Genomic DNA, 23,531 nt, shown 5'->3' on the forward strand with positions numbered 1-23,531 from the left:
CCGATCGACTGTCGCACCGCGACGAAGGAGCAACACCGTGGCAACCCTTCCCTCCTCTGACCTGGCCGCCTCGTCCGCGCCCGCCGCGGCGTCGTCCGTGCCCGCTGCCGCCTCCGAGCTGGCCGAGCTCGCCGTGATCGTGCGTTCGGGTGTGATCGAGAGCCGCCACTTCGGCTGGCTCGTAGCCCTCGACGCCGACGGAACGGTGGCCGCCGACCTCGGCCGCGGCTCCACGCAGGTGCTGCCGCGTTCGACCACGAAACCCCTGCAGGCCCTCGCCTGTGTCCTCGCCGGCGCCGACCTCAGCGGCGAAGAGCTCGCGATCGCCGCCGGCAGCCACACGGGCGAGGACGCTCACGTCGACGCCGTGCGCCGCATCCTCGACCGCGCGGGTCTCGACGAGTCGGCGCTCGGCTGCCCCGTCGACTGGCCCGAGGACGAGCCCACGCGTGAGCGCCTCATCCGCGACGGCGAGACCCGTTCGCGTGTGCGCATGAACTGCTCGGGCAAGCACGCCGCCATGCTGCTGGCGTGCGCCGCCAACGGCTGGGACACGGCCACCTACCTCGACCCCGAGCACCCGCTGCAGCAGCTCGTGCGGCAGACGGTCGAGCGCGTGGCGGGCACGGCCGTCGAATACACGGCGATCGATGGATGCGGCGCGCCCCTGTTCAGCACCACGGTCGAGGGTCTGGCGCGCTCGTTCCGCGCCCTCGTGACGGCACCCGAGGGAACCCCCGAACGCCTCGTCGCCGACGCCATGCGCGCGCACCCCTTCTTCGTGGGCGGCGACAACCACGCCAACAGCGACACCATGACGCGCGTGCCCGGCGTGCTCGCCAAGGGCGGCGCCGAGGGCGTCATCGGCATGGCCGCGGCCACGGGTCAGGCGGTCGCGATGAAGATCGTCGACGGCAACCCGCGCGCGACGACCCTGCTCGCGCTCGAGGTGCTGGGCGCGCTGGGCGTGGATGTCGCGGCCGCCGGTTCGCTCGTCGAGCTGCCCGTTCTGGGCGGCGGCGTGCCCGTCGGTGAGATCGCGGCGGGTGCCGATGTGACGGCGTGGATCGCCGCGCGCGGTGACGTGCAGTGAGCGCATCCGACTCTGCGCAGACCAGCCGCGTGCTCGTCGAGCTGTGCGTCGACGACCTGGAGGGGGCGCTCGTCGCCGACCGTGAGGGTGCGGACCGCATCGAGCTGTGCGCCGACCTGCTCGAGGGCGGGACGACGCCGAGCATGGGCACGATCCTGGCGGTGCTCGACGCCGTCGAACGCGTCGGCGTGCAGATCATCGTGCGGCCGCGCGGGGGCGACTTTGTCTACAGCGAGGCCGAGGTCGACGTCATGTGCCGCGACCTGCGGGCCATCGCGGCAGCCGCGGCCGGTGCGCGCACTCCCGTCGGCGTCGTCGTCGGCGCCCTGACCGCCGCAAGTGAGGTGGATGCCGCCGCGCTCCGCCGCCTGATCGACGCCGCGGCGCCGCTGCCCGTCACTTTTCACAAGGCGTTCGATGCGACATCCGATCTGCTGGCCGCCTATGACGTGCTGGCCGCGGCCGGCGTCGAGCGCGTGCTGACCTCGGGTGGACCGCATCCCGCGCTTCAGGGCATCGACGTGTTGGCCGAACTCGTGCGCTGGTCGCGCGCGGAGCCCGCAGCCCCGACCGTGCTCGTCGGCGGATCGGTGCGCCCCGCCAATGTGCGAGAGATCCTCAACGCGACGGGCGCGACCGAGGTTCACCTGCGCGCCCAGACCGCGTCGCCGCGCGGGGACGGGACGCTGCGGACCGACCCCGACGTCGTGCGTGACCTGTTCGCGGCGCTCGAGAATCCGACGACCGACACGCTCTCCGACGCATCCGTCGTCATCGCCGTCGACATCGGCGGCACCAACCTCAAGGGCGCCATCGTGGATGCCTCGGGCCGCACCATTGCGTCGCGGTCCGTGGGCGTCGGCGCCACCGGGGACGAGTCGATCGCCCGCATCATTGAGCTGCTGCAGGGTTTGCGCGCGCACACCGAACAATCGGGACACCACGTGGTCGGCATCGGCGTGGTCACGCCCGGCATGGTCGAGGCCGAGAACGGCATCGTGCGTTACGCCTCGACGCTCGACTGGACCGACGTTCCTCTGGGCCCCATCCTCTCGGCCGAACTGGGCGTGCCCGTCGAGATCGGCCACGATGTGCGGTCGAGCGGGCTCGCCGAGAGCCTCTTCGGCGCCTCGAAGGGTGTCGCCAACTCGGTGCTCGTGGCCATCGGAACGGGTGTCGCGGCCTCGATCTTGAGTGGCGGGCATCCGGTCGTCGGCGCGGTCACCACGGCCGGCGAACTCGGGCACATCCCCGCCATTCCCGACGGCGAGCCGTGCACGTGCGGCCAACACGGATGTCTCGAGGTCTATCTCTCGGGTGCCGGAATCGCGCGCCGCTACGCCGCCGCCGGGGGAGAGCCTGGCCTGGACGCCGCCGCTATCTCGGTGCGCCTCGGGCACGACCCCGTTGCCGACCGCGTGTGGGCCGACGGTGTGCACGCTCTTGCGCTGGGACTGAAATCGGTGACGCTGCTGATCGACCCGGCCGTCATCGTGCTCGCCGGCGGAGTGTCGCGCGCCGGCGGCCTGCTGCTCGACCCGTTGCGTGCCGAACTCGCGCAGTCGCTCGTGTGGCGGGAAGCGCCCGAAATCCGCGTCTCCGAACTGGGCACGGCGGGCGGGCGCATCGGCGCCGCGGTCCTCGCGTTCCGCGCCAGCGGCCACGGCGAGGTCGTCGACCGGTGGACGACCGCCGACGTCTTGGCTGAAGAGCCTCGCGCCTGAGCGGCGTGCACCCCACATCATCCCCGTATCGAAAGGCACGTGACATGGCCGAAGTCGTCATCCTCCCCACGAAAGAAGCCGCCGGAGACCTGGTGGCCGACGCTATCGTGCGTCTCATCACGAGCACACCGGATGCCGTGCTCGGCGTCGCCACGGGCTCGACCCCGTTGCCCGTCTACCGTTCCCTGGCGGCACGCTCGGCCGGCCTCGATCTCTCCCGCGTGCGCGCCTTCGCCCTCGATGAATACGTGGGGCTGCCCGCCGAGCATCCCGAGTCGTATCGTTCGGTCATCACGCGTGAGGTCGTCGAACCGCTCGGCCTCGACCCGCAGCTCGTGCACACCCCCAACGGGGATGCCGCCACGATCCAGCACGCGGGCGCCGACTATGAGGCCGCCATCGAAGCCGCCGGCGGCGTGGACCTGCAGATTCTGGGCATCGGAACCGACGGCCACATCGGCTTCAACGAGCCGGGCTCATCGTTTGCGTCGCTGACCCGCGTGAAGACGCTCACCGAGCAGACCCGCCGCGACAACGCGCGCTTCTTCGACAGCGTCGACGACGTGCCCCGCCACTGCATCACGCAGGGTCTCGGCACCATCCTGCGGGCGCGTCACCTCGTGCTGCTCGCGTTCGGCGAAGCCAAGGCCGAGGCGCTGGCGGCCGCGCTCGAAGGCCCGCTCACGGCGTCGGTGCCGGGCTCGGCCGTGCAACTGCACGGGCACGTGACGGTCGTGGTCGACGAGGCCGCCGCCTCGCGCCTGGCCCACGCCGACTACTACCGCTACACCTACGACAACAAGCCGGACTGGCAAGTGTTGTAAAGAGGTTAGCCACCGTTCATTTTTCAGCGCTGTTCAGTTTCACTGAACAGTGGCAAAAAGTGAACGCTCTCTTTCGTCGATCAGCGATCGGCGGAAGGTGAAGCAACCTCAGCGAACGGGGATGGCCGAGATCATGCCGAGGCCGACGCTGATGCGGTCGGCTACCTCGACGAGTTCCTCGGACAGGGCGTCGAGGTCGTGGTCGTTCATCACGGTGAGGCGGCCCGAGATGGAGATCGCGGCGACCACCGAGCCCGTGGCGTCGCGGATGGGGGCGGCGACGCACAGGCGGCCGAGCGCGAGCTCCTGGTCTTCGAGGGCTGTGCCGCGTTCGGCGATGCGCGCCAGGTCGGCGGTCAGCGCCTCGAACGTGGTCAGCGTGTTCTTCGTGTAGCGCGGGTAGGGCTCGTCGCCGAGCAGCTCGCGGCGCTCGTCGTCCCCGAGGCCCGACAGCAGGCATTTGCCGAGCGCCGAGGCGTGCAACGGTTGATGCAACCCGACCATGGTGTGCGATTTGGGCGCGAGCGAGCCCTCGAAGTGGCAGAGGTAGACCGAGCTCGCCCCGTCGCGCACGGCGACGTTGACGCTGAGGCCCGTGCGGTGGGCCAGCTCTTGCGCGGCGCTGCGGGCTTCGCGGTGAACGGCGTTCTGGTTGAGCCCGGCGCTCGCCAGGGCCAGGATGGCGGGGCCGATCGTGTAGGCGGGGCCGGCCGCGAGCTTGCTCACATAGCCGAGCTCTTCGAGCGTGCCGAGCAGCCGGGCGGTTGTCGAGGCGCCGAGCCCCGTCGCGCGGGCGATATCGGATGCCCGCAGCGGGCCGCTCGTCGACGCACCGAGAGCCTCGAGCACCGAGGCGGCGCGGCCGATGCCTTGCTGGATTTCGCCGGGCACGGGGACCTCTTTCGCTCGGGACGGACGGGGACTCAGCTGTCAGCCTACCCAGGCATCTCCGGCGCGGCCGCTCGGCGCCGAGTACGCCTTGAGCGCGACGACCGTGACATACGGCGAACCGTTTGTGCCGCGCACCACCAGCCGCAAACCGTCGGTCGTGACGGCGTCGATGTCGTGCACGCGGTGGCGGTGGCGGTTGCCCGAGACCTCGGCCACCGGCATCCATTCGCCCGTGGCGGTGCGCGCCTCGACGGCGTAGTCGGACACGAGTTCCGGGATGACCTCGAACTCCGTGCGGTGGTGGTGCAGGTTCACCAGATCCTCGTCGACGTCGTCGTTGAACACGATGCGCACCGAACGGATGGTCACCGGCTCGGACCACGTCGCCTCGACCGTTTCGGGGTGGGTGGCGAGGTCGCGGGTCGGGTCGAGTGGGGCCGACGACCACAGGTGTGGTCCGCCGAAGGGGCGCTGCAGGCCGTCGATCAGGTGGGCGGGGGAGTAGGCGGTGGTCGCGGGCGACACGGTCGCGACGAAGCTGCGGCGGCGCAGCATCCGGGCCGTCCAATCCGTGACCGGCTGGTCGCCCTCTTCGGGGATGTGGTCGTCGAGGGACTCGTCCGAGGCGTGTTTGGCGGTGAGGGCGAGCACGCCGTAGGGGCGCTCCTCGGCCAGGTGCAGCGCGATGTCGGGGTTGGCCCGCACGACGACGACGGCGTTCTGGGGGTCGTCGGGCAGCCAGTCGAAACGGGCGGCGATCGGGATGCTGCGGCCCGCCGTCACCGCGACGGTGCGGGTGTCGAGCGGCACGATGGGGGCGTAGTTCTGCGGTTTGCCCGTGCCCCAGAGCTCGACCGTGACGGTGGTGTCGGCGCTCGCGTCGGCGCGGAAGGTGATGTCGTCGAGGCGCGGCTCGACCGGGATGACGAGGGCGACGTCGCGGTCGAGGGGGAGGGTGGTGTCGGCCCCCGCGTGCGGCACCGTCGAGAGGTGGGTGAGCGTGCTCGACGCGGTCAGAGTGGCGGTGTGCATGAGGTCGTCGGGATCAGCCGCCCGCACGCCGATGACGGGCGCGTCCTCGCGCAGGAGCGTGCCCTGCAAGACGTCGAGGTGACGGGAACCGAGCTCGCGCGGGGTCACGTCGAGGCGCGCGGCGAGGGCCGCGGCCGTGCCGACCGCCTGGCCCTGGGTGCTGCACGTGGCCATGACGCGCGTCGACCCGAAGGCCACGTGGGAAGCCGAGATGTTGCGCCCGGCGAACAGCAGATTCGAGACATCCCACGAATAGAGGCTGCGGAAGGGGATGTCGTAGGTGCCATCGCTGAAACGCTGCTGGGCACCCGGTTTGTCGGCATAGACGCCCTCGACGGGGTGCAGGTCGATCGACCAGCCGCCGAATGCGACGGCGTCGTCGAAGCGCACCTGATCGAGGATGTCGTGCTGGGTGAGCGTGTGGTCGCCCACGAACCGGCGGTATTCGCGTTTGCCCGGGATGGCACCGACCCATTCGAGCGTGAGCGTGTCGGCGTCGAATTCGCCGGAGTTCTTGATGTGGTTCCAGATGCCGAAGACGACGCCCCACAGCTCGTCGCGGATGCGCTCGTTGTCGCCGACGGTGTCGAGTTCGCCGCCCCATTCGATCCACCAGTAGTTGCAACCGTTGTCGCCGGTGCGGATGATGCGGTTGGCCAGGATGGGCGTCTGGGCGAGGTCGATGGCGATGCTCGGCGGCACGAAACGCTCGGGGCGGCCGGCATCCTTCGTGTAGAAGAAGATGGAGCTGCCGAGGAGCTCGTCGTCGGCCTCGATGGGGGCCCACGGCTCGTTGTATTCCGAGCGGGCCTCGCGGCCGATGCGGTAGGTGGCGCCGGCTTGGGCGCCGATCAGGCCGTCGCCCGTGCAGTCGATGAAGATCGGGGCCTCGAAGCGCGTTTCGATTTCGCTGCCCATGGTCCAGCCGATGACGGCCTCGATGGCGGGTGCGGCAGCCCGGGCTGAGTCGGGGGCGGCAGCGGGCGCGGCGTCGAGGGTGGCAGCGGGTGCGGCAGTGGGTGTTGCGTCGCGCATGACGGTGGTGCGGACATCCGTGTTGAGGTGCAGGTGGATGTTGGGCTCGGCGCGCACGAGGTCGAGCACCGTTTGGTCCCAGTAGTAGGGGTTGCCCTCGGCGTTTCGGTATTGGTTCTCGAGGAAGAGCTCGCCCATGATGCCGGTCTCGCGGGCGAATCGATGGTGGCCGTGCGCGGTGGCGCCCACCACCCACACGCGGATCTCGCTCGACGAGTTGCCGCCGAGCACGGGACGATTGGTGATGAGCGAGACGCGCGAACCGAGTCGGGCGGCGGCAACGGCGGCTGAGACGCCGGCGAGGCCTCCGCCGATGACGACGACATCGCTGGACTCTGTTCGACTCTGCATGGGGTTGGGCTCCTTTGACCGGGGGACGACGACCTCAAACTATCACTGAATGGGATTAATGTTCCGCTCAGTGGGATTAAACGATCGCTTGGTGGTATGTTGATCGTCGCCAGCTTCAACAATGACGTGAGGATTCCCGATGAGCGAGACAGTGAAACAGCCGCAGGCCGGCCTCGACGAGGCCGCCGCCCGCACGAGCCTGACCCCGTTAGACGACGCGGAACGCCGCCGGCGCATGCGCAAGGTCATCGGCGCCGCGGGGGCCGGGCACTTTGTCGAATGGTTCGACTTCGGCCTCTATGGCACCCTCGCCACCGTCATCAGCGTGCAGTTCTTCCAGCAGGGCAACACGCAGGCCGCCCTCCTCTCGGCCTTCGCCGTGTTCGGCGCCGGCTTCGTGATGCGCCCCCTCGGTGGCCTCTTCTGGGGCTCGATCGGCGACCGGCTCGGCCGCAAGACGACGCTCGCCACCGTCATCCTCGTCACCTCGGGTGCCACGGTGGTGATGGGCCTCTTGCCCACCTTCGACATGGTGGGGCTGTGGGCGCCGTTCTTACTCGTGATCGTGCGGCTCGTGCAGGGCTTCGCGGCCGGCGGCGAAAGCTCGGGGGCGACGACGTTGCTCGCCGAATATGCGCCGTCCAACCGCCGCGGTTTCGTCACCAGCTTCATCGACGTCTTCGGCTTCGCCGCCTTCGTTGTGAGTGCCGGCCTGGTGTTGCTGTTCACCACGACGCTCGGCGAAGACGCCCTCACCGACTGGGGATGGCGCGTCCTCTTCCTGCTCGCCCTGCCGCTCGGTCTCGTCGGCCTCTACCTGCGTAACAAGCTCGAGGACACCCCCGAATTCCAGGCCGTGAAGGCCGCCGGCGAGGTGTCGGCCTCCCCGCTGCGCGATTCGTTCCGCACGTCGTGGCGCGCGCTGCTGTTCTGCGTCGGATTCGTCGTGCTCAAGGCCGTCGGGCACTGGATTCTGCAGACCTTCATGCCGTCCTACCTGCAAACCGACCTGGGCTATAGCAAGACCCTCAGCTACGGCGCCACCGTCGTGGGCCTGCTCGCGATCGCCACGCTCGTGCCCTTCATGGGTCTGCTCAGCGACAAGATCGGTCGCAAACCGGTCATGATCGCCGGATGCCTGGGCTTCCTCGTGCTCACCTACCCCACGCTCATGCTCATGAACGCCGGCAACTTCTGGGCGGCCGCCGGAGCCATGATCATCCTGGGTGTCTTCATGGCCGCGTTCGATGGTGCCGCCAGTGCCGCGATGGCGGAACTTTTCCCCACCCGCATCCGCTACGGCAGCATGTCGATCGCTTACAACATGTCGGTCGCCGTGTTCGGTGGCATCACGCCCTACTTCGCCACCTTCCTCATCGCCTCGACGGGCAACAAGTTCGCCCCCGCCTTCTACGTGATGGCCGCCGCGCTCATCAGCCTCATCGTGGTGCTGCGCGCTCGCGAGACCGCGAAGGCCCCGCTGCCGTCCTAGGCCGGCCCGCACTGCGCGGGTCGTGCACGTGACGCGCGACCCGCGCGGCTGTGACAGGTGGCTCAACCGTTTGTCCCCGCCTGGCTAGGATGGCGTCAGCACCGGTGCGACGGAGAGGGGCGTGATGGCGGCAACATTGCGGGATGTCGCGGCGCTCGCCGGAGTCTCGGTGAAGACGGTCTCTAACGTGGTCAACGGCTACGAGTTCGTGAAGCCGGCAACACGCGAGAAGGTGTCCGCGGCCGTGACGGAGCTCGGTTATCAACCGAATATCGCCGCCCGCAACCTGCGCACGGGTCGCACGGGCGTCATCGGTCTCGCCGTTCCCGAGCTGAGTTTCAGCTATTTTGCCGATCTGGCCGACCTCGTGCTGACGGCCGCGCGCGCCCAGGACTTCACGGTCCTCATCGAGCAGACCGGCGGCGAGCGTCACCGCGAGATCGATGTGCTCGAGAGCCCCCGCATCGCCATGCTCGACGGTCTCCTTTTCAGCCCGCTGGGCATGTCCAACGAGGATGCCTCGCATCTCGACGTCCCCTACCCGTTGGTGTTGCTCGGCGAGCGCATCTTCGGCGGCCCCACCGACCACGTGACGATCCAGAACGTCGAGGCGGCGCGCGCGGCGACCGAATACCTCATCCGCTCCGGTCGGCGCGATATCGCCGCGATCGGTGCCCACGCCCGCGAGGCCGTCGGTTCGGCGGCACTGCGACTGCAGGGCTATCGCGAGGCCCTGGCGGCTCACGGCATCCCGTTCGATGAGAGCCTCGTGGTCTATCGCGAGGGCTGGCACCGCATGGACGGCGCCGGATCGATGCAGGAGTTGCTGGCGCGGGGCATCCAGTTCGATGCGGTGTTCGCGCTGAACGATGAGTTGGCCCTCGGCGCCATGCGTGTGCTGCAGCAAGAGGGCGTGCGCGTGCCGACCGATGTGGCGGTGGTCGGTTTCGACAACCTGACCGAGGGCCAGTTCTCGTTGCCGAGCCTGACCACTATCGACCCGGGGCGGCGGCAGATCGCCGAGGCCGCGGTGTCGGCGCTGATCGAGCGCATCTCCGACCGGGGTGGCGCGATCGGGCAGCCGCGGCGCATCAACGCGCCCTTCGCGGTGGTCGAGCGTGAATCGGCGGCCGTGCGCCAGGCGGTGTGAAGGCGTGAAGGCGTGTAGGCGTGAAGGCGTGAAGGCGTGAAGGCGTGAAGGCGCGACGGTGTGGCGGCGTGATGGCGTGACGCCGTGAGGCTTCGAGGGTGGCGAGGCCCCCATTTCGGCGCATTCTCGACGGGGCGTGTTGATACTCACACGGCTCGGGGCCGGGGTTGACGGGTGCCCTGCTGAAGCGGCGCGCTCAGGCATCCGTCGTGTCACTCGTTTTGGGCATGAGGGATCTGCGCAAATGAATTGACAGTCTCGTGAGCTCGTGCCTATCATCACTTTTACAACGTTGTAATTGCAGCGTTGCAGAGATCTCGCCCGACACGGATGTCGGCGAGCTAAGAGAGGCATTCAATGAGGAAGCTCTTGGCGACACTCGCTGTCGCGGTCACGGCCACGGCGGCCCTGGCCGGTTGCTCCACGTCTTCGTCGTCGACCGACAGCAACGGTCACATCGACCTCACCTTCTGGCACGGCTACACCGAGGCAGACGGCAAAGTCCTCGACGGCATCGTCGACGACTACAACAAGTCCCAAGACAAGGTGACGATCAAGACGCAGGTGAAGACCTGGGATGTCATCGACGACACCCTGCTCACCGCGCTCTCGGCCAACAAGGGCCCGCAGATCGTGGCTATGCCCGCCGAACGCCTGCCCGTCTACGCCTCGAAGAAGGCGCTCGTCAACCTCGACGACTTCTACGCCGACGATAAGAACGCGGCCGAGATCTCGGAGCAGGCCGCGGCCATGGAAACCGTCGACGGCGCGAAATACGGCGTGCCGACGGGCTTCGTGCCGCTCTCGGTCTTCTACAACAAGGCGCTCTTCGAAGCGGCCGGCGTCACTGAATTCCCCGAGACCTGGGACGAATGGGTCGACGCGGCCAAGAAGCTCACGGTCGACCAGGACGGCGACGGCACGCCCGAGCAATATGGTCTGGCCCTGGCCGATCACGCCACGGTCGGCAACGGCGTCTGGCCCTCGCTCTTCGCGGGCAACGGCGGCGAGATCGTCGACGACTCGAAGTCCGTCATCGACTCTCCCGAGAACGTCGAGACCCTCGAATACTGGTCGAAGGCGCTGAACGACGACAAGATCAGCCCCACAGGACTGGATGGCGTCGCCACCGACAAGCTGTTCTCCTCGGGCAAAGCGGCCATGACGATCGGCGGACCCTGGATGGCCAGCGTCTCGACCGAGAACAAGATCGACTACGGCATCGCCGCGATCCCGGCGGGACCCGTCGCCCAGGCATCCTCGGGTATCGGCGTGTCGATGGCCGTCACGGCTCAGGCCTCGCCCGAGGAACAGAAGGCCGCTCAGGACTTCTTCTCCTACTTCTTCTCGAAGGATGTCGCCACCGAATGGTCGCTCGGCTCCGGGTGGCCGCCCCTGCGCACCGATGTTCCGGCCGCTGACGTCTCGTCCAACCCCGTCGTCGCCTCGCTCACCGACATCTCGTCGACCACCAAGGCGCTGCTGCCCGGCGTGATCAACAGCACGGATGTCCTGAGCGCGATGGACGAGGCCACCCAGAAGGCCATGGCGGGCGGCGACCCGAAAGAGCTGCTCGGATCGGCATCGACCGCCATCGACAAGGCCCTGAAGGACTAACGCTTCGGGGGCGGCGGCACACGGCGTCGCCCCCGAATCTGTTCTCCACATCGCCATTGGCACGACTTTCTCCACAGTGCCGCCGCCACGAGGCGTCGGCTCCGATTCAGCACACAAGGTTGAGACATGACCAGCACCACGAGGGAGCGTCCGCGCAAGCGGCTCCGCACCCCTGCCCCTCTGGGCGGGCGAGGCCCCATGCCGGGCGGCACGCAACGCCGCCTCACAGCCGCCGCCTTCCTCATCCCCGGCCTCACGATCCTCGTGGTGTTCGTGGGCTGGCCGATGGTGTCGGCGCTGCGGCTGTCGTTCACCGACGCGTCGGGGTTCGGGGCCGAGAACTTCGTGGGGCTCGACAACTATGTGCGGGTCTTCACCGATCCCGACATCCTGCAGTCGATCGGCAACACGGCGCTCTACTCGGTGCTGTTCACGCCGCTCGCGGTCATCGTGGCCCTCCTGCTCGCCGTGGCGCTCAACAACCCGCGGCTGCCGTGGCGGGGCTTCTTCCGCACCACGCTGTTCCTGCCGTTCATCGTGTCGTTGGCCGTCGCCGCCTTCGCGTGGCAGTACCTGCTCGACCCGCAGATCGGCTTGCTCAACTACTGGCTGCGTGGTGCCGGCATCAGCCTCGGCAACGTGCTGCAAGACCCGGCCCTCGCTATGCCCACCGTCGTGCTCGTGGCGGTGTGGAAGAACTTCGGCTTCTACATGGTGATCTTCCTGGCCGGCCTGCAAGACATCCCGGGCAGCCTCTATGAGGCGGCCAAGATGGACGGCGCCAACGCCTGGCGCCGTTTCACCAACATCACCCTGCCGCAGCTGTCCAACACGCTGGCCTTCGTCGGCATCGTGGCCCTCATCGCCGCGCTGCAGGCCTTCGACCAGATCTACGTGCTCACGGGCGGCGGCCCCTACCGCAGCACCCAGACGGTCGTCATGGAGATCTACGAGTCCGGCTTCAAAGACCTCGACCTCGGCTTCGCCTCGGCACTCTCCTATGTGCTGCTGATCGCGACGCTCATTCTCTCGCTCGTTCAGTTCGGCTTCGCCGGCCGCCGCGAAAAGGACGCCAGCTGATGTCACACACCCTCGAAACCCCGGCCGACGCCTCATCCGGCCGCACGCCCCGCTCCACCCGCTCCACCCGCTCCGCGCGCGGCGGCTCGCGGTCGACCCGCCCGGGAGGTGCGACGGCGGGCCGGGTCGAAACGCCCGCGCGCAAGAAGGCCCGTCAGCGCAGCCTGGTGCTCCGCGGCATCTCGCTCGTGGTGTTCCTCGCGGCCACGTTCTTCCTGCTGCTGCCGATCATCATCATCGTGTTCACGGCCTTCAAACCCACGAGTGAGGTCAACGCGTTCCCGCCCACGCTCGTGCCCACCGAGTGGACGTTCGACAACTTCACGCGCATCTTCACCGAGCTGCCCTTCGCGCGGCTCATCGCCAACAGCTTCGTTTTCGCTGGCGGCGTCACGATCTGCGCGCTGGTCTTCGATTCGCTCGTGGCCTACGCGCTCGCCCGCATCGACTTCCGGGGCAAGAACGTGCTGCTGATCGCGATCATCGCCAGTCTCATGATCCCGTTCCAGGCCACGCTCATCCCCGTCTACCAGCTCGTGAGCGACCTGGGCTGGGTGAACACGTTCGCGGCGCTCATCATCCCGAGGGCCGCGGATGCCTTCGGCATCTTCTTCCTGCGTCAGTTCTTCGTCTCGCTGCCGCGCGACCTCGACAGTGCCGCCCGCATCGACGGAGCCTCCGAGTGGCGGGTGTTCCGCAGCGTCGTGCTGCCGAACGCCGTTCCCGCGCTGCTCACGCTCGCCATCTTCACGTTCGTGAACAACTGGAACGACCTGTTGTGGCCGCTCGTGTTCACGACCGACAGCGAGATGGGCACCATCACATCGGGGCTCACGCTGCTGACCGGCCCCGGCGGCATCATCCCCTACGGCGTCATGATGGCCGGCTCGCTCATTGCGGTGCTGCCCCTCGCCATCATGTTCCTGTTCGTCCAACGACGCTTCATCGAGAGCGTCGCCACCACCGGTCTGAAATGAGCCCCGTGTCTGACCCGACCGCGCCCAGCGCTACTCCCGCTTCTGTCGCCACCCCCGGTGTGGCCGCGGCCCCGTGGTTCGCCGACGGCGCGCTGCACTTCGCCCTCGGCATCGAGGACACCTTCGTGCCGCAGACGCGCGCGGGTGAACGGGCCATCGACGAATACGAGCTGACCGAGCACTACGAGCAGTACGACACCGACTTCGCGCTCGCCTCCACGGTGGGCGCCGAAATGCTGCGCTGGGGCGTGCCGTGGTACCGCGTGACGCCCGAGAAGGGCGTCTGGGACTGGGGCTTCGTCGACCGTGCCGTCGAGAGCATGCAGGAGAACGGCATCCGGCCCCTCGTGGACCTGCTGCACTACGGCACGCCCGCGTGGCTCGAGCGGCAGTTCGCGCATCCCGACTACCCGCAGCATGTCGCCGAATACGCCGAGCGCTTCGCCGATCGATACGGATCGTTCGTCACCGACTACACGCCCGTCAACGAACCCGTCATCCACGCGCTCTTCTCGGGCGAATACGGCTACTGGCCTCCGTACCTCTCGGGTGCCGACGGGTTCGTGCAGATGTCGCTGGCCCTGTCGAAAGGGTTCGTCCTCACCCAGCAAGCCATCTCCCGCTCGATCGGCGAGCGCGCCACCTTTGTGCACGTCGACGCGGGCATGCGCTACACGGGCGACGCCGAGGCGACCGAACACGCCGAGCTCGCCACCCGTCTGCGACACCAAAGCTTCCTCGTCGAAGACCTCGTCACGGGTGGTGTCGGCCCCCATCACCCGCTGCTCGACACCCTGCGGCACAAGGGCTGCACGGATGCCGAGCTGACCTGGTTCCTCGACAACGCGGTGCGCCCCGACGTCATGGGGGTCAACTACTACCCGCGGCACTCCACCGAGGTCTTCGAGGCGGGGGTGCACCACGGTGGGGGATTCGCCGATCCGCGACCGTCATTCGACGCCGGCACCGAGGGTCTGCGGGAGGTGCTCGAGACGTATGCGGCGCGTTACGGTGCGCCCGTCATGGTGACCGAAACCTGCGTCACCGGAACGGTGGCGGAGCGTATCGAGTGGCTCGATGCATCCGTCGAACTCGTGCACACGATGCGCGCCGAGGGGCAGCAGGTCGTCGGCTACACCTGGTGGCCGCTCTTCGACATGTACGAGTGGACCTACCGGCACACCGAGAACCCGCGCATCGACCACCTGCTCACCATGGGGCTCTACGACCTCGTCGAGAGTCCGTCGGGTCTGCTGCGGCAGAAGAACCCCGTCGCCGACCGTTACCGGCAGCACGCCGAGGCCGCCCGGCACGCAGAAGACACGCAACACGCCCTATCCGCCCGCGCTTTCGGCGCCCCGCACATTCAGGACCACCATGCTTAACGCCCGCATCACCGTCAACCCGCGCCAGACCATCGGCGCCGTCAACCGCCGACTCTTCGGCTCGTTCGTCGAGCACCTCGGGCGCTCCGTCTACGACGGCATCTACGAGCCCGGGCACCCCGCGGCCGACGCCGACGGTTTTCGCACCGACGTGATCGAGCTCGTGAAAGAGCTCGGGGTGTCGGCCATCCGCTACCCCGGCGGCAACTTCGTCTCGGGCTTCCGCTGGGAGGACAGCGTCGGGCCCGTGGCCGATCGGCCGCGCCGTCTCGACCTCGCGTGGCACTCCACCGAGACCAACCAGATCGGGCTGCACGAGTTTCAGACGTGGCTCGACAAGGTGGGCAGCGAGCTGATGCTCGCCGTGAACCTCGGCACGCGGGGCACCCTCGAGGCGCTCGACCTGCTCGAATACGCCAACCTGCCGGGCGGCACCGCGCTCGCCGAGCGACGCGCCGAGAATGGCCGGGCGTCGGCCTTCGGCGTGAAGATGTGGTGCCTCGGCAACGAGATGGACGGCCCGTGGCAGCTCGGGCACCGCTCGGCCGACGACTACGGCAAGCTGGCCGCCCAGACCGCCCGCGCCATGCGCTCGTTCGACCCCGACCTCGAACTCGTCGTGTGCGGCTCATCCAGCGCCACCATGCCGACCTTCGGCGAATGGGAGCGCGTCGTGCTCACCCACACCTACGACGACGTCGACTACATCTCCTGCCATGCCTACTACGAGGACAAGGGCGACCTGCCCAGCTACCTCGCGTCGGGTGTGAACATGGACCACTTCATCGACTCGGTCGTGGCCACCGCCGACCATGTCAAAGCCGTGCGCGGCAGCGACAAGACCATCAATATCTCGTTCGACGAGTGGAACATCTGGTACAACACGCGTTTCGAGAACGTCGACAAGATCCAGGGCGTCGACAACTGGCCCACCGCACCGCGCCTGCTCGAAGACCAGTACTCGGTGGCCGACGCCGTCGTGTTCGGCAGCCTGCTCATCGCCCTGCTGAAGCACGCCGATCGCGTGACGAGCGCCTCGCTCGCGCAACTCGTCAACGTGATCGCGCCCATCATGACCGAGCCGGGCGGGCCCGCGTGGAAGCAGACCACGTTCTTCCCCTTCGCCGCCACGTCTCAGCACGCCGTGGGCACAGCCCTCGACGTGGCCGTCGAGAGCCCGACCTATGACACGGCCGATTACGGAACGGTGCCCGTGGTCGACGCGGTCGCAACGCACGACGAGACGACGGGTGCGGCATCTGTCTACTTGGTCAACCGGTCGACCGACGACGAGGTCACCGTGACGATCGACCTCGCGCCGTATCGGCGGAACGGGGCCGACGTGCACGCGACGGCCCGCACGCTCGCCGACGACGACATCCACGCGGCCAACACGCTGCAGCAGCCCGAACGCGTGCAGCTGCACGCAAACGACAGCGTCCAGCGCGACGGCGACACGATCACGATCGTGCTGCCCGCCGTCTCGTGGACCGAAATTCTTCTCGCGCCGACCGACTGAGCACTGCCGGGGGTGGGGGAACGCCGGGGCGGGACATCCGCGCCGGATCAGTGACAACTATCGGAGGAAAGATGAGCACAGTCTCTTCGGGTGTGGACGACGTCGTTCGCACCCCGCGCCGAGCGAAACGGCGATTCACCGTCGCCGGTCTCGGCACCATCGCGCTGCTCCTGCTGGGGCAGCTCGCCGGGGCAGCCCCCGCCCAGGCGGTCACCACCGGCAACGGTGCCCTCGTCTACTCGCCCGCCGCCGGCAGCTCCTTCAACCCCGAGGGTGGGCGCGCGGCCGGCACCACCTACGCCAAGAACCTCGTGCTGAAGAACAGCGGCACGGCCAACGGCACCCAGATCGCCACCTTCGACCAGCTCGTGTTGGTCAACGGCAAACAGGTCTACCCGATCTATCGCAGCACCAACGACGGTGCCAGCTGGACCAAAGTGGCCGACATCAACCCCAGCGTGCAGTTCCCGACCCTCACGCGCACCGCCCAGCCGTTCCTCTATGAAGTGCCCGTCCAACTCGGCAACCTGCCCGCCGGCACCCTGCTGTTGAGCGGCATGATCATGCCCGAGGACCGCTCGAGCAGCCGACTCGTCGTCTACAAGAGCCTCGACCACGGTGTGACCTGGAGTTACCAGAGCACCATCGACTCGGGTGGCCCCGCCGTCTATGACCCCAGCCCCACCTCTACGACGACGACCGTCTGGGAGCCCTCCCTCGCCGTCGACGCCAACGGCGGCCTCGTCGCCTACTTCTCCGACGAACGTCAGAAAGCCAACGGCGTGCTGCAGGCCGTGTCCTACCGGCGCTCCACCGATGGTGGCCTCACCTGGGGTCCCCTCGTGAACGTGTCCGCACCCACCAACCAGAGCGACCGACCCGGCATGATCACGGTCACGCGGCTGCCCGACGGTCGATACATGGCCACGTTCGAGGTCGTCAACCGGCCGAGCCAGACGCAGAACACCGCGCCCGTCTACTACAAGTACTCTCCCGACGGCCTCACCTGGTCGCCCGAGACCAGCATCGGCACCCAGGTCAAACTCGCCAACGGCCGCGGCATCGGATCATCCCCGTTCGTGCGCTGGGTGCCCACCGGCGGTCCCAAGGGCATGGTCGTGATCGCCTCGAAGTGGGCCCTCAACTCGTCCAACGCCATCGACGGCGGGCAGAACTTCTACGTGAACTACAACCTGGGCGAAGGCCCGTGGGAGCGCCTGCCGTTCGGCGTCACCTACGACGCCGCCGATGTTCAGGGCGGCACCTTCACGGGCTTCGCGCAGAGCTTCGACACCAGCGTCGACGGGCGCACGCTCTACCACGCCACCAACGTCGAAAACCTCGCCACTACCTACAACGACGTGCGGGTCGGCTCCATCCCGCTCGATGCGCAGCAGTACGAGGCCGAGAAGGCGGCGCTCGTCGACGCCACCCTGGTGACCCACGCCGATGCGGCCAACGGGTCGAAGGTGGGCAACATCAATAACGCCGGGAGCAAGGTGACCTTCACGGTGCGGGCGCCGGCCGCCGGCACCTACACGGTCAACGTGCGCTACGACAACGGAACCGGGGCAACGAGCACCCACAACGTGTCCGTCAACGGCGGCACGGCGTCGAGCATCTCCTACCCGGCGACCTTCGACTGGGGTCGCTACCTGTGGGCCCAGAAGACCGTCACCCTGAACGCGGGCGTCAACACCATCGCCTTCGCCAAGGGGACCGGTTTCGCCGAGCTCGACCAGATCCAGCTCTACCGGCCGGCCACGGCGACCGACCCGCAGTTCCGCATCACCAACCGCAACAGCTCCAAACTGCTCGAGATCGCCGGTGCGTCCACGGCCGACGGCGCGCTCGCCAGCCAATGGGGTGACACGGGCAACGCCACCCAGGTGTGGAACGCCCGACCCGTCACCGGCGGAACGCAGCTGATCAACAACAACAGCGGCAAGCTGCTCGAAATCCCGGGCGCCGCAACCGGCGACGCCGTGCAGGCCGCCCAGTGGGGCCCGACCGGTAACGCCACCCAGGTGTGGACGCTCGCAACCGCCTCGGGCTGGTGGACCATCAAGAACACCAACAGCAACAAGCTGCTCGAGATCGCCGGCGCCTCCACCGCCGACGGCGCGGCCGCGCAACAGCGCACCGCCAACGGGAGTACCACACAGCAGTGGCGCCTCGTGAAGGAGGGCATCCAGTAGGTTCCGCGAGGAAGAACCGCGGAAAAAGTGCGAGGGGTCGAACGGGTTGCAGGTCCGTCCGGCCCCTCGCTTGTCGGCGGCACAGAGCAATAGATTAGTGATGCAGTCGGCCGGATGCCGAGCCGTGTGTCCGTTTCATCCGTAGGGGGAAGCATGGTCACGTACCGCATCACCGCTGGCGCCGTCGAAGGGCTGCCGGTCGAGACGCCCGGCGGCCCGGCGGTCGCCGTGCTGGGCGTGCCCGTCGCGAAAGTCACGCGACGCTTCGCCGCGGCCGAACCCTCGACGCCCTGGAAGGGTATCCGAGCAAGCGCCCTCGGCCCCCGCGCCTGGCAGAGGAACGACCCGCACGACCCTGATGCAGGCAGGCCCCGACACGAACGCGACTGCCTCAACGCCAACATCTGGATCCCGGCCGAACCCGCCTCGTCTCCGCGACCCGTGCTCGTCTGGGTGCACGGCGGCGCGCACGTCTTTGGCTCGAACGCGCACCCCCTCTGTGATGGCGCCCAATTTGCCGCCGCACACGGCGTCATCGTCGTCGCGCTCAACTACCGCCTAGGCGCATTCGGATATTTGCGCCTCGAGCACCTTTTGGGTGCGGACTACGCGGATGCCGACAACCTCGCGCTCATCGACATCCTGGCCGGCCTCGAATGGATACGGCACGACATCGTTGCGTTCGGGGGAGACCCGACCGCGGTGACACTCATGGGGCAGTCGGCGGGCGGTGTCGCCGTCACCACGCTCCTCGCCGAAAGTACCGCCGGAGCGCCGTTCCAGCGCGTGATCGTGCAGAGTGCAACGGCCGAACGCGTGCACACGCGGGATGAGGCCGCCGGCGTGACCGATGAGCTGCTGCGCGCCCTCCCTGGCGGCAGCACCGACCCCGAGCAGCTGATCGATATCCCGCCGCAGGCCCTCGTCGACGCTCAGACCGGGGTCATCGAGAAGCAGGCGGGGCTCAGTCGGGGGCCCAGTGTGCCTTTTCGGCCGATCATCGACGGCCGCGTCGTTCACGACACACCACTTCGAGTGATCGCGGCCGGGGGAGGGGCCGGCATAGACGCCATCTTCGGCACGAACCTGAACGAAGCGTCGGCCTACGTCGACCTCGGCGGGATGACCGGCGAGGAGGCCCGTCGCGCGCTGCGTGCCGAGATTGCCGCGCGCCGCGAAACGTTCACCCCTGACGAATACGTCGAGGCGTGGGCGTCGCGTGGCGTCACCGGAGCCGGCGCCGCCGGGGCACTCGAGGCCTATCTCAGCGATGCGCTCTATCGGCAACCCACGCAGCGGATGCTCGACGCACGGGTGGTGGCAGCGGCCCGAACGCCGGACCCATCGGGGCCGACCGCCTCGCGACAGGGTTCGACTCGCTCCTATCTTTTCGAATGGGCGCGCAGCGACGGCGAAACCTGGGCGAGAGGCGCCAGCCACTCGCTCGAACTCCCTTTCGTCTTCGGGCATGTGAACGACACGGCCTGGGCGCGTGAGGAACTCGGAGAGCGTGCTCCCGTCGAACTCGCGTCGTCGATGGGATCCGCGTGGTCGAGTTTTGTTCGGACCGGTGAGCCCGTGGCGATACCAGTGCCCGCCACCGACGGCCCCGCGGACACCGGCCCCGCCGACCTCGTCTGGCCCGAATACGCCCCCTCCCGCGACGCACTGCTGTTCGGCGAGCGGGTGCGCGTTGTCCGCGACCCGCTCACCGAGGAGCGACGGCTGTTCGTGCGCTGAGGCTCGAACGGCGCGCGACGCGTCAACCCACGGCCACCTCGCCCTGATTCAGGACGCGACCGTTGAAGTACGTGCTCTGAATCTGCGCGTTCCTGTTGTTGGCCCGCAGTTGCTCCGACCACATCATGAAGTAACTCCACCGGGTCTGGGAGTTCAGGAACGCGGCATCCGGAACCTTGCCCATCTCGGCAATCGCGATGGGTTTCGTGCCAGCGATGGTCTGCAGCTGTTGGTAGTCGCCCGCCGATGGGTAGGACTTGTACCAAACGTCGAGCGATACGACATCGACATACGTGCTGCCGGGGTAGTAATTCGCCCAACCGCCCGCCGGATTGTCCTGCACGTTCCAGACCCAGATCAGGTTGTCGAGGCCCTGCGCGTCAAAGTAGTCGCGCATCTGCTGGAAGATCTTCGATCCACCGTTCGCGCCCGGGCGTCCGCCCCACCAGTTCCAGGTTTCGTTCATCTCATGGAAGGGGCGGAACAACACCGGCACGCCTGCATCCTTCAGCTGCTTCAAATAGGGCACCACGGCGGCCATCCGCTGGCGCCAGGTTTGATTGAGGGCCGTGCCGCCCGTCACGATCTGCGTGAACTGGTCGTTCGAGATCGTCGTCTTCACCCCGCCCTCGAACTCGCACGTGGCACCGACGGTCGGCGAGCATGCGTGCCACGTGAGTGCCACGAGCGAGCCGTTCCTCCATTCGGTCTTCGCCTGGTCGATCACCCGCTGGCGGTTTGCCGCATCGTCGGCGCGGAACATGAGGTCGCCTCCCCACAGCCCGGGGTATTGCCCCGTGATCTCCTTCACCTGTTGTGTGTACTGGCCGGGCGCGGATGCTGGCTCCTTGTTGTGCTGGCCTGACACGATATTCGTGCCGGCGATGCTGCGCAGGTAGGTCAAGACTTGCGCCTTGTTCGTGGCGCCGAAAGCGGATGCATCGGTGATGGGCGCCACGGTGGCCCCCGCTCCCGCACTCAGCCCGGCGAGCACGGCCGTAGCGGCCGCGGCAGCGAACAGTCGTTTTCTCAACGTCATTGTTGTGTTCCCCGAATCTGTTTCGTCGAGAGGCGACGGTGCCCCTCGACGCCAGAATCGCGGATGTCGAGCCGCAAATCAAGACTTAATTAATTAAATGATTTAAGCCGCTGGAATCAGTGACGGGCCATGACCGGGCGCGATCGAACCCTGCAATACGAGGGCCGCAGCCCCGATCGCGGCCGCATCGCGCGGGTTCGACGACAGCTCGACCGCGATCGAATGCGCATTCCGCGCGAAGAAACTCCGCTCCAAGCGTTCGCGGATGGCCCGCGCATACACCGACCCAGCCACGGCCATGCCCGGCCCCGCGAGTACGATCCGCTCGAGATCGAACAGGTTCGCGAGCGTGACGGTCGCCGCAGCGATCTGGTCGGCCGAGCGCTGCAAGAGTTCGGCCGCGACTGTCTGTCCGCCCACCGCCGCGCGAGCCAATTGGTCGAAATCCCGGGACAGGGAGGCTGGATCGAACGTGAGATTGACGTCGTCGAGATCATCTCGCGCGGCCCGGGCCGCCGCGATCGTGGGGCCGGGCGCGGCATACCGCTCCAGACATCCGCGATTGCCGCAGTAGCAGGGCTCGCCATCGATCTGGATGGTGACGTGCCCGAGCTCACCCGCATTCGAGCTCGCGCCGCGCAGCAGCGCTCCGTCGAGCACGACCCCGGCCCCGATGCCCGTTCCGAGGTAGACGCACGCGAAGGCTTCGTTCCGGCTCACCTGGCGGCTCCAGAATTCGCCGATGGTGGCGGCCGCGGCATCGTTGCCGATGATGACGGGAACGCCGAGTGCGTCGGCGAGCACATCGCGGAGTGGGTATCCGTCCCAGAGCGGCAGGCTCGGCGCCGCGAGGATGGCTCCCTCGGCGAGGGCGATCGGCCCGGGCGTCACGACGGCGACGCCGGCTACTGATGCCGCGTCGAGACCCAGACCCGAGAGGAAGGCTCGATAGAGGTCGACGATGCGCTCCGCGGTCTCGTCGGGTTGGCCGGCACCCGCGCCGTCGACCAGTTGGCGACCGACGACACCTCCGCGCACATCTGTGGCGACGATGGTGATGGATTCGAAGCCGAGCTGCACACCGATGCCGTAACGGGCGCGCGCATTGATCTCCAGGAGTGTGCGCGGCTTGCCACCCTGCGAGGGGGTGCGACCCGATTCGCGCACGATTCCGTCGTCGATCAGGCGGCGGACGATATTGGAGATCGAAGGCTGTGTGAGTCCGGTGGCGGCCGTGAGCTCGGTGCGACTGATGGGCCCGGACGAGCGGATGAGATCGACGATCAGGGCCTGGCTGCCCGGTCCGGTGAGGATGGATTCGCGGCGGGCCATCTTTCCTCCTCGTCGGGTGGTCATCGGGGGACGCGCTCCGGCGCATGCGGCGGCAGGGCCTTCGCCTGTCGAGGGCATAACGTGTACCCGTAGAGCGTGAAACGCACGCGCAGACCCGACAAGAAAGGCCGCCAGCCGATGGGCCTCGATTTCGACCACACTACCGCCAACCACCGCCCGGTTGGGCTCACCCTCGTTCGCGCCTCCGAGGTCTACGGCGCCGAACCGTTCTACCACGAGGTCATCGCCGGCATTGATCGCATTGTGCGCCCGCAGGGGCTCTCGGTGCTGATCCGCGTTCTGCCGACCCGTGAGCAAGAGCTGGAGACGATCGAGCGGTGGGTGCGCGAGCAGACGGTGAGCGCCATCATCCTGGTCGACCTGGTCGCGCGGGACGAGCGGTTGTCGGCGGTCGCGCGCGCCGGGGTGCCCGCGGTCGTGCTCGGTTCGCCGACGGTCGCGCGGGGTCTTCCCGCGATCTGGACGAACGACGCCGAGACCATGGACCAGGCCGTGCAGCACCTCGTCGCGCTCGGTCACCGGCGTCTGGCGCATGTCACGGGCCCGTCCGAGCTCGCGCACACGGCATCCCGCAAGGAGGCGTTCGAACGCGCGGGAGGCGAGCGCGAGTTGACGCTGCAGAGCATCGAGGGGGACTACTCGCTCGAGTCGGGCGCGCGGGCGATGTCGGCCCTGCTGGCAGGTGCGGAACCGCCGACCGCCGTCGTCTTCGACAGCGACCAGATGGCGCTTGGCGGCCTGCGCGCCACGCAGGAGGCCGGTTTGGCCGCCCCGCGCGATGTTTCAATCGTGGCCTGGGATGATTCCGCGCAATGTCAGTTGTCCGAGCCGGCCCTCTCGGCGCTCAGCCACGACGTGCAACGCATCGGCGAGCTGGCCGGGGAGTCGTTGCTCGCGCTCCTGAGTGGCGACGCGGCCGCCGACCGGGAAGCGCCGCGCGCCACGCTCGTTCGGCGGGCCACGACAGGGCCAGTGCCGCAGCCGTAGCGGGCTCATTGCAGCTCGTCGGCGGGCTCGAAAGCCTCCGACGA

Annotated in this window: 17 protein-coding genes; 13 read left to right on the forward strand and 4 right to left on the reverse strand. The window is 68.1% G+C overall.

What is annotated here, in order from left to right:
* Positions 1-37: 37 nt before the first annotated feature.
* Genes ACUWEX_RS01870 through nagB form a run of 3 tightly spaced genes read left to right on the forward strand, consistent with a single transcriptional unit; the run spans position 38 to position 3,641 of the window.
* Positions 38-1,093 (forward strand): asparaginase, encoded by a 1,056-nt coding sequence (locus ACUWEX_RS01870; RefSeq protein ID WP_327196272.1) that lies wholly within the window; start codon positions 38-40, stop codon positions 1,091-1,093.
* Positions 1,090-2,817, forward strand: a complete 1,728-nt coding sequence (locus tag ACUWEX_RS01875) for a copper homeostasis protein CutC (protein ID WP_445996934.1) — start codon at positions 1,090-1,092, stop codon at positions 2,815-2,817. The genes ACUWEX_RS01870 and ACUWEX_RS01875 overlap by 4 nt, the downstream gene beginning before the upstream one ends.
* Positions 2,818-2,861: 44 nt before the next feature.
* Complete coding sequence (gene nagB / locus ACUWEX_RS01880; protein WP_079726586.1) at positions 2,862-3,641, forward strand: glucosamine-6-phosphate deaminase; 780 nt, start codon at positions 2,862-2,864, stop codon at positions 3,639-3,641.
* Positions 3,642-3,749: 108 nt separating this feature from the next.
* On the opposite strand, the gene ACUWEX_RS01885 is transcribed toward nagB, so the two are convergent.
* Complete coding sequence (locus tag ACUWEX_RS01885) at positions 3,750-4,532, reverse strand: IclR family transcriptional regulator (RefSeq protein ID WP_445996935.1); 783 nt, start codon at positions 4,530-4,532, stop codon at positions 3,750-3,752.
* 39 nt (positions 4,533-4,571) lie between these two features.
* Positions 4,572-6,950 carry an FAD-dependent oxidoreductase gene (locus tag ACUWEX_RS01890; RefSeq protein WP_445996936.1) on the reverse strand — a complete coding sequence of 793 codons (2,379 nt, stop codon included), beginning with the start codon at positions 6,948-6,950 and terminating at the stop codon, positions 4,572-4,574.
* 139 nt (positions 6,951-7,089) lie between these two features.
* Between ACUWEX_RS01890 and ACUWEX_RS01895 the strand changes: the two genes are divergently transcribed.
* From ACUWEX_RS01895 to ACUWEX_RS01935, 9 genes are all read left to right on the forward strand, one after another.
* The gene (locus tag ACUWEX_RS01895) at positions 7,090-8,442 is read left to right on the forward strand and encodes an MFS transporter (RefSeq protein ID WP_079726589.1); all 1,353 of its coding nucleotides are present in this window, start codon (positions 7,090-7,092) and stop codon (positions 8,440-8,442) included.
* A gap of 124 nt (positions 8,443-8,566) precedes the next feature.
* Entirely contained in the window at positions 8,567-9,592 is a 1,026-nt protein-coding gene (locus ACUWEX_RS01900) for a LacI family DNA-binding transcriptional regulator (RefSeq protein ID WP_079726590.1), read from the forward strand.
* 357 nt (positions 9,593-9,949) lie between these two features.
* The gene (locus ACUWEX_RS01905; protein ID WP_445996937.1) at positions 9,950-11,209 is read left to right on the forward strand and encodes an ABC transporter substrate-binding protein; all 1,260 of its coding nucleotides are present in this window, start codon (positions 9,950-9,952) and stop codon (positions 11,207-11,209) included.
* Positions 11,210-11,335: 126 nt separating this feature from the next.
* Positions 11,336-12,289, forward strand: a complete 954-nt coding sequence (locus tag ACUWEX_RS01910) for a carbohydrate ABC transporter permease (protein WP_079726592.1) — start codon at positions 11,336-11,338, stop codon at positions 12,287-12,289.
* Positions 12,289-13,266 (forward strand): carbohydrate ABC transporter permease, encoded by a 978-nt coding sequence (locus tag ACUWEX_RS01915; protein WP_079726593.1) that lies wholly within the window; start codon positions 12,289-12,291, stop codon positions 13,264-13,266. The genes ACUWEX_RS01910 and ACUWEX_RS01915 overlap by 1 nt, the downstream gene beginning before the upstream one ends.
* Positions 13,267-13,271: 5 nt before the next feature.
* Positions 13,272-14,651 (forward strand): family 1 glycosylhydrolase, encoded by a 1,380-nt coding sequence (locus ACUWEX_RS01920; RefSeq protein ID WP_445996938.1) that lies wholly within the window; start codon positions 13,272-13,274, stop codon positions 14,649-14,651.
* Positions 14,644-16,170 (forward strand): arabinosylfuranosidase ArfA, encoded by a 1,527-nt coding sequence (gene arfA, locus ACUWEX_RS01925; RefSeq protein ID WP_445996939.1) that lies wholly within the window; start codon positions 14,644-14,646, stop codon positions 16,168-16,170. The genes ACUWEX_RS01920 and arfA overlap by 8 nt, the downstream gene beginning before the upstream one ends.
* Positions 16,171-16,241: 71 nt before the next feature.
* The gene (locus tag ACUWEX_RS01930; RefSeq protein ID WP_079726595.1) at positions 16,242-18,368 is read left to right on the forward strand and encodes an RICIN domain-containing protein; all 2,127 of its coding nucleotides are present in this window, start codon (positions 16,242-16,244) and stop codon (positions 18,366-18,368) included.
* Between the two features lie 153 nt (positions 18,369-18,521).
* Complete coding sequence (locus ACUWEX_RS01935) at positions 18,522-20,108, forward strand: carboxylesterase family protein (protein ID WP_159449462.1); 1,587 nt, start codon at positions 18,522-18,524, stop codon at positions 20,106-20,108.
* A gap of 22 nt (positions 20,109-20,130) precedes the next feature.
* On the opposite strand, the gene ACUWEX_RS01940 is transcribed toward ACUWEX_RS01935, so the two are convergent.
* Both ACUWEX_RS01940 and ACUWEX_RS01945 read right to left on the reverse strand, forming a co-directional pair.
* Positions 20,131-21,147 carry a glycosyl hydrolase gene (locus ACUWEX_RS01940; protein ID WP_079726597.1) on the reverse strand — a complete coding sequence of 339 codons (1,017 nt, stop codon included), beginning with the start codon at positions 21,145-21,147 and terminating at the stop codon, positions 20,131-20,133.
* A 102-nt stretch (positions 21,148-21,249) separates the two neighbouring features.
* Entirely contained in the window at positions 21,250-22,479 is a 1,230-nt protein-coding gene (locus ACUWEX_RS01945) for an ROK family transcriptional regulator (RefSeq protein WP_445996940.1), read from the reverse strand.
* Between the two features lie 96 nt (positions 22,480-22,575).
* Here ACUWEX_RS01945 and ACUWEX_RS01950 point away from each other — a divergent pair, with 96 nt between their 5' ends.
* Positions 22,576-23,487, forward strand: a complete 912-nt coding sequence (locus tag ACUWEX_RS01950) for a LacI family DNA-binding transcriptional regulator (RefSeq protein WP_445996941.1) — start codon at positions 22,576-22,578, stop codon at positions 23,485-23,487.
* The last annotated feature ends 44 nt before the right edge of the window (positions 23,488-23,531 follow it).

It is taken from the genome of Okibacterium fritillariae, from assembly GCF_052783725.1.